This is a genomic window from Paenibacillus sp. FSL H7-0331 (assembly GCF_001956045.1).
On the sequence record NZ_MRTH01000050.1, the window covers coordinates 1 to 14,052 of the forward strand.

Genomic DNA, 14,052 nt, shown 5'->3' on the forward strand with positions numbered 1-14,052 from the left:
GCATATAAATGTCGCACAACAGTTATTGTGCGACATTTAATTTTTTTCATGCGCAATAATCTCAATATGTCCTTCGAATGTCGGTTTATTCGGTACAACTAACACATGGGTTGTGCCTGGATATAAGCCAAGCTCCCGATTTTCTTGAAATAAATGGAAACGGTCCTGTTCTACTGATCTTTCCCATCTCACGGATTGCACCTTGTCTCTCTGAAACAGATACCCCTTGCCGCTGCCAACAAGTCCAACATCACGACGACCCTCATCGTCCAAAATAATATGCTCAGCCTCAATGACAACCACGTTGGCTGCGGTTAACTGTACATTGTTAGATATATCCAAATGCGGTGAATCGTTGATAAATCGCTTATATAGTCGGCTCTCTGGATCATATTGATAAGAAACCACATAGTTATTTAGCAAAAAGGTAACGTTGATTCGGGTAAGACGATTTTCATGTGCTTCCGCAGTAGTTTCTGCCATGAATGTCGCCTGTGCCTGCAGATTCTGACTGAGCTCTCGAATGCCCATTTTCCTAACTCCGGTTTCGAGGTTGTCCAGACTGGTATATAAATTATGTGGCGCCTTACGGTTAGCGTCCCGCCAAAAAAAAGGTCCGGCATTCGTAATTTCGTCCATATGCTCGAGTTTTTGTGCTGATAATTCCGTATACGCATCCGGACTTCCTCCTGCATGAACAGGTACCGCGTCCATCATTTTTCCCAAATTTATGTAATAGGGACGGATACTTCGAACTGGGCCAATTGGCCCATCCCAATGTTTACTTTGGTAAACGGCTACCAAGCGAGTGATTTCCCCCTCTGCCAGTATTTCAAACAAAACGTCTGCATAGCTGAGCCCGGACTGGGGTCTTGCTTGCGGTGCATTATTAACCATGACCATAAAAGGTCGATGTGTGCTTGCACTTGGCGCTTTTGTGCCCGTGAGTGGCCACACATATTCCGGAAGTTGAGGTTTGTTTGTAACAGGTGGTCGAAACTCATGCGTGACGGTCTCATCAGGAGCAGGTACTACAACAACAGCGGCAGGCTTATCCTTATTTATACCGCATGAAGCTGTAACCATCGCCAATACGCCGCAGACGATCAGAGATACAGCAACTTTTTGAACCACACTCCAATCCCTCCTTCCAAAGTACAGATGTAATCAATAAATTGTACTCTTTATTACCCAAATAAGAACGAAGAACTGCGGTTGGGCTAAGAAAAGCTGAAGGCAACTGTTCAGCCAATTCTATTATCTCCAATTCCACCAGCCAGAACAACAACAGGAATGCAGTTCAAAACAAATAACCCTCCAATTTCACTTTAAACGTGATTTTGGAAGGTTATTTTGCACTCATATGGTATGCGTTTTTGCTTAATTAATTAAATGCTGGCCAATATTTCACGCGTTTGCTCGCCATATTTCTTTAATAATTCCTTCGAGCCGTACAACCCGCTGAAATCCTCAACACCAAGATAGCCATCGTAACCCACTGCCTTCAAATCTGTTAATACTTGACGCCAGTTCACGATGCCTTGCAGATTCGGCTCCCAATACGAAGCCCAACCTTGCGATCCGTCTTCACGTACGTCGGCCTTTTTCCAGCCTGTATTTTTAATATGCACATGTGCCAGATAAGGTCCCAACAGCTCCATACCCATGCGGAAATTCTCATAACCCTCGTGGACCATGTTGCCTGGATCAAACAAGACGCCAATATGAGCAGGATCCGAGTTGCTAACCAGCCGATAAGCCGCGGAAGCACTCGCCGTAATCGTGTTGTGATGCGTTTCAACCAAGCATTTTACGCCATACTGCTTGGCCAACGGCTCTACACCTTTGATATACTCACTAGCCAATTGGAACAGTTCGTTATAATGCTTTGTGCCATCATAGCTCGGAACACCAACACGGATCGTACTTGCACCCAGTTTTTGGGCTACCTGCAGCACACGCTCTGTGCTTTGTAGATCTCCAGCTTGCAAGTATGGAGTAACGCTAACGGTTTGCAATCCGTTATCTCGTGCAGCACTGGCAAACCGCTCCAGCTCAGCATCGGTTGCTGCTGGATCTATGGAACACAGATTGTTGCGCCAAAAAGAGGGCGACTCATCTTTCGCATCCTGTGGTACTTCTTTAAAACGCCACTCAATACCTTCAATTCCTGCTTCCTTAGCGGCTACTGCCAGCTCTTCCGGTGTCAAATCAGGCGTTACTACGGTGAAAACGGACAATTTCATGGCGAACCCTCCAGCTTATTATGGACTTATCCTACGATTAAAAGTATAGCAAAGTGCAAACAATTAATCTATGTTAACGTGAACAATCGGAATATTCAGTTAACTTGAATGCCATTTTCACAGCTCTGGTCCAAGTTTGTAGCTATTAATTCCGAAATAAACGGCAAAAACCGGACCCGTGTCCGCTGCTTCTGTAAAGGGCAGCTGGATGGCTCCGGCAACTTCTATTATAGCGATTTACAGTATGATTAATCCGTGAGTATAGTAACAAATTTATGCCAAATGTGGTTCAACCCATGCTAGCATATCCTGAAGCGGTTTGAAGCCAACTACACTGGAAACCTCTACACCATTTTTGAACAATTTGAGAGTCGGAATACTCATGATACCATATGCTCCTGGAGTTTCCGGGTTATCGTCAACATTCATTTTGGCAATGGTCAATTGGTCTCCCAATTTCCCATTCATTTCTTCCAGTACGGGTGCAATCATTTTGCAGGGACCGCACCAAGGCGCCCAGAAATCTACGAGTACCAATCCATCCTGGCCAATGGTTTCTTTAAAATTATCATCTGCTACTTTTACGATTGCCATAACTATCACTCCTTATTTATATGATTCATTATTAATCGATTTTTATTCTTCTTGAAGCATGCTTAAATCCTGTCGTTTCTTTGGAAGAATCATTCTGTCTCTTGGACTGAATGCTGCGGAGAGTGGAGCCCAGCTCATCAAACCACAATTGATCCCTCGTCATCAATGCCAAATCCATCATACTGAGTACATCAGACTCATTGGTAGGTGTGTATTCATCAAGCTTTTCCAGCTTGAACCTCTTGCTGTTGACGGTGTGCCCGACAGCTTCCTGACGATCTGACTGCGTGACCATCACTTTCACAATTCCATACGCATCCATTGAATCTACGTAACCGATAATTTTTTCGTCCTCCATTGAGGTCCCTCCAACCCAGTCCCCAACGCCGATCATTGTTTGTTTTGCCCATTCCATGCTTGCCACTCTCCCCTCCAAAATCTTTCTGTTACAAGATTACCCATTTATAACCTATGTTTAATCAATAGAAAGTGTTAAATTGTAAATATTTTCATGAAGGCATGTAATACCCACAACTATAATGATATCAGTTACAGTTCAGGTATAGAATAGCATTGGTTTTGCCTATGCTATACAGGCTTTATTATACGCTAAGTCTTACTCTGCTGTTCCTTACGGACCTGGATCAATACATCAAGTATGGTCCACTGATTGAAGTACTCAATCATCTGACGCTCTGCGTTCATAAAAATACCCTCCATAACTGAAGCCATATTACATGCAACCATACATTCCTGCTCAATATCACCTGAACACCAACCCGGTTTCACAGAGCCGAGTGAAGTTAGCTGATAAATCTCACCCAATGTGACTTGATCAGGCTCGCATTTCAAAATAAATCCGCCGCCGATACCTTCCTTTGCTCCAACATAACCTTGCTTGCGAAGCAGCGCCATGACTTTGCGCACTCTTGCCGGATGGGTACAAACATTGTGTGCTATCATATCGCTGGTTGCCATATGCTCAGGCTTGTAAGCAAGAAGCGTCAGACTATGAACCGCTATTGTAAATTCGCTATTCATTAGATATCCTCCCTGACGATACTACTTGCTGCCTTCACCTTATACTGTTATTATATCGATTACAGTTGATTCTGTCAAGAGGATAAACTGCCTCTGCAAAAGTCACCCCCGCTTCACTAGGAAGCGAGGGAAACACTGGATATTCAATTGATGAATCCTTCAAATTGTAAAAAGCGTTTTAACATTACTACTGCCTCTGCTCGGGTCGCATTCGCGAATGAACCGAACTTATTGTCACTCTGTCCATTAAGTATACTCGCTCCGACTGCTTGAGCAACAGCCAATTGCGCCCAACTGCTGATCTCACCCTTGTCGTCAAACTTCGATAATAATTCGGTTCGATTTCCTTGTTCATTATAAGTTTTGCCGGCAATAGCCATGGCTCGCACTAACATCAACGCCATTTGTTCACGGGTTATCCCAGTATCCGGTTTAAAGGTTCCATCTTCATAACCCGTGACGAGACCAGCTTGTGCTGCAGCTCCCACTGCGCCTGCAAACCACTCACTCCCATTCAAATCGGCAAAATCGGTTCGAGCCTCATAACCAAGTCCAAGCGCCCCAACTAACAAGGCTGCAAATTGTGCACGGGTGATCGTATGGTCTGGACCGAATGTAGTGTCTGTCTCCCCCCGAACCAATAACTTAGCTGCAAGAAGCTCTATATCAGCCTTAGCCCAATGATTGTTTACATCGATAAACGTTTTATTAGACTCCACAATGGTATAGATGCTGTTAGAATGATTTTTGATTATGATCTGTGTGCCTCCACTTCCGTTATCACTGCTGAAAACAGCCGGAACAAAGGTCATCTCGTGGTTCACTGGGTCATACAGCACCGCTGTCGCTTTGCTTGAATCAACGCTGTGATCCAGTGTGATGGATCTTGAGACGTAGGTGGAAGCAAAGCTATGAATCGTCATGGTTTTGCCGCCTGCTGAAGCAGTTAAGTCAAACCGGATGATCTTAGGCTTGTCGCCGCCTACCAGAGTGAGCCCTGCATGGAGCGCTCCTTGTTGTACTTCATCAGCCATCTGACCCGCTACTTTTTCAATTGTTAGATGGATTTGCACATCTTTTGTATCGCTTCCCAGAGCCTTAGCAGCCGCTGTAATATCAATCACCTTAACGGGCAGGTCATAGGTAACTGTACCGGATTGAATGGAGATCATGGCATTAGGTACATGCTGCATGGCTTCATGAATAGCTGCGGACGGCAGCTCTACGGTGGCTGCTGTTCCTGTACCTTTTACTTGTATTGAAATGATCTGATCGGAGGCATCTTTGTCTTTAATGCTCTCCAAAGCTTTTGATAGCGCCGCTGTATCCACTATAAAATGGTCTATCGTTGCTCCCTCCGCGGATTTTTCTGGGATGAGCGTAATCGTTGAGCCTTCTACTTCTGCACCCTTAGGTCCCGGAGTGCCATCGACTTGTGCACTGGTGCTGGTATTATCTCCGACTGCAGCCGAACCAGATCCAGCTGAGGCAGAGCCAGAGGAGATTGAATTATTCGAACGATTCTGAATCGTTCTTGCAGAAACTGTTAACGCACCGCCTGCATTTCCCGCTCCGTCCAGTGGGATAATACTGTAGTCATAGGTTTTGCTTGGGATTAATCCCGTCACGTTATAACTCGTTTCTTTGATGGTCTCTAATGATACACCATCCTGGATAATTCTATATGCTGTAACCCCTATATTATCAACTGCTACAGGCCAGCTTAAGGTCAGGCTTCGCTGCGAGACATTCGTTAAGCTTAGCAGCGCTCCGCTCGGCCAGGACGGTGGTGTTGTGTCCGACGGTACAACCGGAGGAAGCGTTGTCCCTTGCTGCGTTGTCACGCTCACGTTGAGCGGCTGGCTATCAAGACCAGCAGCGTCAGTTGCTTTAACACTGAAACTGTACGTCATGCCTGCGCTCAATCCGCTGACCGTGTAGCTGTAGGTGTTTCCTGTGACCGTAGCCAACAGCACGCTGTCCTTGTAAACCTTATAGCCGTTCACGCCGATGTTATCCACTGCCGCGGGCCAGCTTAGCACCGCCCCCGTCTGTGTAACGTTCGCGGCACTTAACGTCAGGCCATTTGGCCAGGATGGTGGTGTGGAATCCCCCTCAGCTGGCGGCACAATTGGTGGCGTTGTCCCTTGCTCCGTCGTCACACTCACGTTGAGCGGCTGACTAACAAGGCCAGCGGCATCAGTTGCTTTAACACTGAATCTGTACGTCATGCCTGCGCTCAATCCGCTGACCGTGTAGCTGTAGGTTGTGCCCGTCACGGTAGTCAATAGCTCGCTGTCCTTGTAAACCTTATAGCCGCTCACGCCGATGTTATCCACTGCCGCGGGCCAGCTTAGCACCGCCCCTGTCTTTGTAATATTCGCTGCACTTAACGTCAGGCCATTTGCCCAGGATGGTGGTGTTGTATCCGTGTTCACAGACGGCCACTCTTCGACAACCTGTGTGCTTTCGCTTTTCACATAGTTGACATTGAGGCTGTTCACCGTATTGCTGCGTACTTCGATGCCTGTGCCCGATTTAATTTGAATACCGTTGGAATTCCCAGTTAATGTATTGCCGATGATCTGTACATGACTTGGATCACCCGCTCCAATATATCCGGCATTTTGATCTCCGTTATCGTGCTCCAGCAGGATGCCCCAATAGCCGTTGGCCGTGTTCCCGCGAATGAGGTTGTTTGTAATGACAGTGCCGGGTCCATTCAATATCCGAATTCCCGCGGCTCCATCGATGTTGGTTGTAAGCTCAATCAAATTGTTGTGAATGATCGTATCCGGCGTACCCATCGTCACGACGACACCTTCCCGTGTATTACGGATCGTATTATCGTGAATAAAGTTTTTAGGGCCCGATTTGCTATGGTTGCTTGGCGCAGTACCCCCAGTGTTGCCGAGACCCACTGCCCCACCGGTAAAAATATCGGTAATGGTATTTCCTGAAATTTCATTTAAATATTCAAGCTCGCCATGAAGATCGATGGCATCCAGCTTGGTTCTGCTAAAAAGATTGTTTCTGATTAAATTGTTATGTGCGACAAATTGTATAAGAGCTCCATGCCGGAGGTAAGGACCTTCAAAGGATGAATTCTCTACAAGATTCCACCGTGTATCGTTATCGAAGCCCAATCGATCGACCTTAGCTGTACCTTGAATGGCAACACCGTAGCCTGAACCACCAGGGCCGACATCGGTGGCATTACGGAAGATACTGTTTCGGACAACCGCGTCGTGGCTATTATCAATCCGTATGCCCATCCGTGTGAACTTTTCCACGATCAGATGATCCATCGTTACATTATAGGAAGGTGTATCTCCATAGTTGGCAATGACCAGCATGCTGTCAGGCCCGCCTGAGGCTGGGTTATTAACTTTATGATCCGTAGAATACGCTCCGTCCCAGGTAGACGTTAAGGTCAGATTGGAAATCATCAGATCATGCTGTCCGGACACTTTGAGCATGGCACTATTTTTGATTTTGTTTAATGCTGTTTTCAAAATAGTCCCGGACTGGCTCTCCCCACGCAGATTAACACCCGTCTTCAACGTTAAGTTAATCAATCCATCGGGGGACGAATTCAAATTGTAGGTTCCGTTCGGCAGCAGCACCTCATCGCCTGGTACAGCTGCATTAATCGCTGCCTGAATCGCTTGGCGATCGTCAGCTGCATTGTCGGCAGGATTCGCGCCATAATCAAGCACATTGAGCGTTCGGCCCGTTACTGCATGAGCCGTATGAATGGGATGCTCCGTGCCATCTGCATTTTTCATTCCTGGTACTGTAAAGGGCACAGCACCCGGGGGAGGACCCGGAATAAAATAAGGAATGCTCGCAACCGGTGTGTCTCCGTTAGCAAACGGTGCGTAAATATGCACTTCGGTTATGCTTGTAAATGCACTCCCATCCGAATTGCCGCGACCGACAATCCGCACATATCTCGCATCCTGATCCGGTATATCAAACGCCTGCATGTCGGTCGTTTTGCCATTACTCGAACCCGCAAACCGTTCTGACCAGACCTTCCCATCGTCAGACGTTTCAATGGCTAGATTTGTTGCACGTAGGTCACCCTTGTAAAATGCAATTCCTAAATAGCCAATTCGCTTGCTTTCACCCAAATCATACAGTATCCACTGTCCATCTCCGGAAGCTGACCAGCGGGTGAACAAATTGTTATCGATAGTATTGATCTCTATATTGCCGTCACTGCCTCCTGCCACTACACCCTCGACTGGAATCGGCGTAATAGGTGCTGATAATGTCGTCCTGCTCAAGGTTAGCGGTGACGGAGTAAAGTTATTTGAGAGATCTCCGGCTTCTACCTTGAAGGTATAGGCCGTCCCAGGGATTAGTCCCGTGACATTATATGCTGTTCCGCTAACGGTAGTCAGCAATACATCATTTTTGTAGATCCGGTACTGCGTTACCGCTTTGTTATCGGTAGCTGCAGGCCATGACAAATGAATGAAGTCCGTACCCAAATTAGCTGCGGACAAGCTGCTGCCGCTCGGCCATGATGGCGGCTCCTTATCGCTTGAAAGATCGACAGGCTCCTGCACAACAAGCTTCGGCCGCGGATTGCTCGTGCCATTCGCTTCCTTGGAGTATATGTTTAAAGAAATCCCTGTGTTCGAAGCATCCGCAAGTACAAAAGCTACCTTGCCGCCCATGGACAACTTGCTTCTCACGTAGGCTGATACATCCACACTATATAATTGCGGACTGCCCGTGTTATCGGTTGTAACCGTAAATTTGTCAATGTAAGACGCAGAAGCCAAATTCGTTAAGGGCGCATTACTCCAGGTCAGTGTCGATTCTGTCCACCCTGTATCTTCGATGCCATAGAGGGATAAGGCCACGTCCGTGTTGGATGAACCTTTTTTGGCAGCGACGTTAAACGTATACTTGTAATCCGGGCTGCTGTATCCAGAAACATCGTACTTGAAGTAAACGTACTTCTTGTTCGTGCCTCCAGAGGAAACACTGAATAGTCCGGCACTGCTGCCGGTTGCGGAATCATAATTGGTAGTGGCCTTGCTGCTGTCAATGACTGCGTCATCCGTCGGCGTCAGGCTCCCTTTATCCAAGTAAACGATATTGCCTGGATCGACAGGCGACTCGGTAACCGTAATCTCACTCTCCGCGTATACCTGCTGAGAGACCGTCGATGCTGCTCTTATTATCGCCTTGCCAGGACTTAACGCGGTTACAGTGGCAGCTGCAGGCCCGCTAGATACTACCGCTGCCACATGGCTGTCTGAAGACGTCCAGATGAATGCTGAGCCCGATGGGTCAGCGGGTGTTACGATTGCGGTAAGCTCGCTTGATGCATTCGGTGCTAGTGTAAGTGATGTCTTATTCAAAGTGATCGAAGGGTTTCCAGAAGGCGGATTTCCCGTTTTATATATAATAGGCTCCGTAACGGTTCGATTCTTCACATAATTATCCATAAAAACCCAGGCTTCGGCATTCGCTTGATCCGATGCATCTCCGGTAAAACCGTGGCCTTGACCCGGCACAAGACTGAAATCAACAACATTGACTCCAGCCGCTCTCAGTTGACCAGCAAACTTCACACTATCCGTATAGGGAATGGTTGCATCAGCATCTCCATGGCGAATCCAAAAGGGTGGGTCATCAGGAGTCGCATACGTACCGGGCATCGCTGTCCTTGCCTCATCCGGTACAGTGAAAGCCTTACGTCCACCCAAAAGCGCTGTCACCGAGCTGTAGCTGTTGGCAAATTCAGTCGTAAAATCCGCAGGTCCAAACCAATCAGCTACGGCCTGCACTTTGTCCGAGTATTCCGGCCATCCGCCTGAGCCTTCAAGATCAGGTACAGGAACCGTATGCCCGTTGTCCAAAAGAACTTGGTCGGTGGTCATCAAATCTCCCGTCGTTCCCAGCAGTGATGCCAGGTGCCCTCCCGCGGATGAGCCCCAAACTCCGATCCGGGAAGGATCAAGATGGTACAACGCCGCATTTGCCCTTAAGTATCGAATAGCAAGCTTTACATCCTGAATTTGCGCCGGGTAGGGCGCTTCAGGCGTTAGCCTGTAATCAAGCGAGACACCGATATACCCACGCTTGGCGACATAGCTGCTAATGTTGCTGAGCGCCTGCTTTCGGTCTCCGTGATTCCAGCCTCCTCCATGGATATATACCATAACGGGCATTGCCGCAGCCGGAGCTGTATCAGGAACTGCAATCGATGCATAGAGGGGCCGGGTCCCTGCTGTGCCAATCTGCACATCCTCATACATTTTCACACCTGCCGGAGGGATATAGGGAGTCGGATCCGTAGGTGGCGGCGTGACAGGAACCGGCGATGCTGCCGGTGGAATACCGGGAATCGCCTGACCTGATATCGACACGCTGTCGATATACATATTGGCGCTTACAGCATCTCCAACCCGAAACCGAATTTTGACGCTCGTATTGCTGTTGGCTCCTTTTCCCAGTGTCCAGAGCTTTTGGGTATTGGGCTCGCTGGTCGTTCCTGCTGGCAGCTTATACTCTTCAAGTGTTGTCCAGGTCACGCCTCCATTAGCAGACCATTCGGTAATGATGCTTCCGGCCGTATAGGAGGATGCTCTCGTGTAATAGCTCAGCTTGATGTTGCCATATCCAGTTAAATCGAGCGGTAGTGCCAATGCATCGATGCTATCCATTTTGACCATATTCGGTAAAGAAGGGGCACTTGATGATGAAGATGTCTTGGCTGCGCTCCCATTGGCACCTTCCTGCACCCATGGCGCTGGAATCACAACGCCTCCGCTTGATCCGAAATTGTCGGGATCATCAAAATTTTCTGTATAAATCTCAAGCTCCGGTCCTTCCGGGTCTGGCAATGGAGGTGCCTCCGTCATAGACGTTCCCCTGACCTCAACATCGTCCAAATAAATATTTCCCGCAAGGGTGATGCTTGAGTCTACTCGAAAACGCACCCTGACGTCTGCAAGATTGTCGGCCGATGTATACGCCGGTGCGCTGAGCGTATAGGATTTCTGCACAAATGTACTCTGGTTGGCCGTAATCGATTGCAGCAATAACCAGTTCGTACCACCATCCACCGAATATTCTGCCTTGATGCCCCCAGCCGTTACACTGCTGGCTTTATACCAATAGCTCACGTAGATATCCTTATAGCCTACAGTGCTCAAATGCAGCGTTAGCGAGTCCTTGGAATCTATTTTGGCACCATAGCTGCCCGTCCGTTTGCCACTTGCCGCAGTCTTGACGACACTGGTTCCTCCATCTTGAGTCCATGGCGTGGTATCCGTCGGCACTGTCACATTATCCCCATATTCGAATCCATCATAAAACAGCTGCTTGTCAACAGCTTCTGCCGAAACCGCTTTCAGATCCATCTGTGGACAAATTAATGTAATAACCAACAGTGCGGATAACAAAGCTTTGAAAATGCCATCACGAATCCATAGCTTCATACACAAACCTCCTCTTCAGGTACCTGCCCTTTTACAGATGAGAGCCATTCTCGATGATAATATTTGTTCTTATCGTTTCGACTGAATGACGCCTTCATTATTCTTCACTCTTTCCGTAGCTTCCTGGATCACACTATTGCCGCCCTTTTGCTTCCACTCCTCCAACACCTTCGGGTAATCCGAGATCGGCTCTTTGCCATATACCATTTTGAGAACATGGGTCAGGATAACAGGTGGCAATTTGTCTCCTGTAGGAGCGATGTCCGGATTTTTGGCATACGCCTGCAGTTGAGGATCGAATTGAATACCATCACGGCCTTCCTTGGCAAGAACCGTATCATACAGCTTCATCAGATTCTGGCCTTCCGGGGTCAGACTTAATGATCCTTTGTTGTACGTTGTATCCTGAACGAGCCACAGCAGCGTTTGTCGATACGTTTCCTCATCAACCTCTGCAGCTGTTGCCGGGGTTTTGTAATTGATTTTGCCGTTTTCTTCGGTATAATTTTCTCCCTTGACACCAAAGGTAAAAAATTTCTCCGCCTCATCACTGACCATCCAATCAAAAAATTTAATGATGCCCGCCGGGTCCTTTGCATTTTTATTAATTAGATAGGCTCTGGTCACTTTGCCGACAAGCCTGAGTCCTCCCTTGCCGTCGGGTCCGGTTGGAGATGCAATTAATTTCATTTGGGCACTCGGATTACTTTCCTTAAGCTGTGAATCCCATTGAATTAGCAGATTGGCGTTCATATTCCAGATTCCGGCTTTTCCTGCGATGATGTCATTTTTGAAGCGAGTTGGGTTGATCGTAGCAAATTCCTTATTGATCAGGCCCTCATCAAGCATCGTTTTATACGTTTGAATCGCCTTCTGCATACCGTCCACATTAAAAAACTTCGGAACGACCTGGTCACCCTGCTTCATAAAAAAGTTGCCAAATACATCATACGCACCATAAAAAGCATCGGAATATACAAAATCCTCCCGGCCCATAAAAGGATTTTCGACTCCCAGCTTCTTGAACGCTCTCATGACATTCAAATAATCCTCAACCGTCTTCGGTTCCGGCAGTCCGGTCTTCTCCAGTAAATCAGACCGAATCCATGTTGCTCTGCGAGCGGGATTAGACAGCCATTCGGGAATCCCGTAAATGTTGCCTTTGGCATCCGTTTCCGTATCCCAGGCGTCCTTCGGTATTTTCTTCAACAGATTCTGCCCATGCTTGGCCAGCAAATCGTTCAGCGGCATGAATACTCCGGCCTTCACAGCACCGGCAAGCTGTGGATTGTTCAAGCCGGAGCTTGCCTGCACGACATCGGGAATATCGTTAATGGCGAACATCTGAATCATTTTCTGGTCAAATTCCTTATGCGGCATGAGCCGTATATCCAGATCCGTATTCGTTAACGCCTCCAGCCGCTTAACCCACTTTTCTTCGTTAATGTTGGGATGCTGCTCCGCATAAGAGATATTGCCCGATCTGAAAGAGATTGAGAAAGCGGCCTTTCCTTGTGGTCCCGCAGTACCTTCGGCTGCCTTGTCGCCTGCTTGCGAGCAGCCAATAGTTGTTGACGCAATCGAGAGAACGCTTACAATTGTTAAAAGCTTTTTCATATGGAGCCTCCTCTATAGGTTGTATTCATAGTTAATTGGATCTGCTCGGTACGAAGCCTGTCTATTACAGGTTGAATCATACCGGAGAGTGCTTCCGCCATCCGTATATGGCCATAATCCGATGGGTGAATCAAGTCACTGGTAAGCGAAGTGAAATCGCTCATGATCTGCTCCCCTTGCAGCAGCTGCAGGTTTGCATGCTTTTTATCGGCGGCATACCGTATCAACACGTCATTAAATTGCTGCTCACTGTCCCTGTAAGCAAATATCGCACTTCCCTCCTGGCTGTACGTGGCCCGATTCGGATACATCGTGGTCACAAACAACGGCTTTTCCGGATGCCGTTCAATGATCCGGTCCAACAAATAAACAGCCCTTTGTTGGAATTCCTCGACTGTGTATACGCCGCGCATATTGACACCGATTTCAAGAAAACCGATATCCCAGTCATCTCGCTCCGCAATATGATCTGCCAGCCCTTGCTCGCAATAGCAAGAACCACTCAGACCGAGATTCAGAACGTCGATCCCCAGACGCCTTCCCGTCTGCTGGACGTAACAGTTGTAATTGCTTAACGCACCGGCCCCCTGCGTGATCGAAGAACCGTACGCGAACATCGTCAAACGGGGGATTTCGTGTGGCAACGGTGGACGCACTTCGAATCCGAACGCTTCAATCCCATGGAATACACCATTAAATCTTTCAAAAAAAACACGCCATACCTTCGATGAAAATGCGGAATTATTCAGCACTTCTGGATGCACGTCGGGGAACCTTTCCGGAGCTTCCAATTGAAGTGTATGAATCACCCCCGCTTTCAGCTGATGGGAGGAATGAAGGAAGTCCCCTTTGAACACCAGCACTTGACCGTCCGCTTCCTGCGAAGACACCATAACGCGTACATGCTTGGCATCAGTCACAAATCGCAGCTCACAGCCATTGGATTGTACAGCCTTCGTCCTGCCCTTCTCCTCTAATGAATATCGAACCTCCTTCGGGAACCGCTGTAATTTCCAACCAGGTGTATGAGGCGATGTTTCCAGCTCGGTAACATTATGGAAATAGATGTTTTGATGCAGCATATTCAT

At 47.7% G+C, this 14,052-nt stretch carries 8 protein-coding genes; all 8 read right to left on the reverse strand.

Translation table 11 applies throughout. The features are described 5' to 3' along the window. Positions 1–36: 36 nt before the first annotated feature. The 8 genes from BK127_RS37155 to BK127_RS37190 all read right to left on the reverse strand — a co-directional run bounded on the left by BK127_RS37155 (position 37) and on the right by BK127_RS37190 (position 14,046). Positions 37–1,134: a DUF3048 domain-containing protein gene (locus tag BK127_RS37155; protein ID WP_144026672.1), complete on the reverse strand. Its 1,098-nt coding sequence runs from the start codon at positions 1,132–1,134 to the stop codon at positions 37–39. Between the two features lie 254 nt (positions 1,135–1,388). Next, on the reverse strand, positions 1,389–2,246 hold the full coding sequence (locus BK127_RS37160) for a sugar phosphate isomerase/epimerase family protein (RefSeq protein ID WP_076237736.1): 858 nt from the start codon (positions 2,244–2,246) through the stop codon (positions 1,389–1,391). Between the two features lie 273 nt (positions 2,247–2,519). Next, entirely contained in the window at positions 2,520–2,840 is a 321-nt protein-coding gene (trxA, locus tag BK127_RS37165) for a thioredoxin (RefSeq protein WP_076237737.1), read from the reverse strand. 31 nt (positions 2,841–2,871) lie between these two features. Then, positions 2,872–3,255, reverse strand: coding sequence for a hypothetical protein (locus BK127_RS37170; RefSeq protein ID WP_076237738.1), 384 nt, complete (start codon positions 3,253–3,255; stop codon positions 2,872–2,874). Positions 3,256–3,449: 194 nt separating this feature from the next. After that, entirely contained in the window at positions 3,450–3,881 is a 432-nt protein-coding gene (locus tag BK127_RS37175; RefSeq protein ID WP_076237739.1) for an RrF2 family transcriptional regulator, read from the reverse strand. Between the two features lie 143 nt (positions 3,882–4,024). Then, positions 4,025–11,347, reverse strand: coding sequence for a fibronectin type III domain-containing protein (locus BK127_RS45195; RefSeq protein ID WP_076237740.1), 7,323 nt, complete (start codon positions 11,345–11,347; stop codon positions 4,025–4,027). A gap of 69 nt (positions 11,348–11,416) precedes the next feature. Beyond that, positions 11,417–12,964 carry an extracellular solute-binding protein gene (locus tag BK127_RS37185; protein WP_076237741.1) on the reverse strand — a complete coding sequence of 516 codons (1,548 nt, stop codon included), beginning with the start codon at positions 12,962–12,964 and terminating at the stop codon, positions 11,417–11,419. Continuing rightward, on the reverse strand, positions 12,961–14,046 hold the full coding sequence (locus BK127_RS37190; protein WP_076237742.1) for an SGNH/GDSL hydrolase family protein: 1,086 nt from the start codon (positions 14,044–14,046) through the stop codon (positions 12,961–12,963). The genes BK127_RS37185 and BK127_RS37190 overlap by 4 nt, the downstream gene beginning before the upstream one ends. Positions 14,047–14,052 lie beyond the last annotated feature (6 nt).

Bases quoted from the DNA above. Each gene is read 5' to 3' on its own strand.
- BK127_RS37160 (WP_076237736.1), bottom strand. From the start codon at position 2,246: ATGAAATTGTCCGTTTTCACCGTAGTAACGCCTGATTTGACACCGGAA.
- trxA (WP_076237737.1), bottom strand. From the start codon at position 2,840: ATGGCAATCGTAAAAGTAGCAGATGATAATTTTAAAGAAACCATTGGC.
- BK127_RS37170 (WP_076237738.1), bottom strand. From the start codon at position 3,255: ATGGAATGGGCAAAACAAACAATGATCGGCGTTGGGGACTGGGTTGGA.
- BK127_RS37175 (WP_076237739.1), bottom strand. From the start codon at position 3,881: ATGAATAGCGAATTTACAATAGCGGTTCATAGTCTGACGCTTCTTGCT.
- BK127_RS45195 (WP_076237740.1), bottom strand. From the start codon at position 11,347: ATGAAGCTATGGATTCGTGATGGCATTTTCAAAGCTTTGTTATCCGCA.
- BK127_RS37185 (WP_076237741.1), bottom strand. From the start codon at position 12,964: ATGAAAAAGCTTTTAACAATTGTAAGCGTTCTCTCGATTGCGTCAACA.
- BK127_RS37190 (WP_076237742.1), bottom strand. From the start codon at position 14,046: ATGCTGCATCAAAACATCTATTTCCATAATGTTACCGAGCTGGAAACA.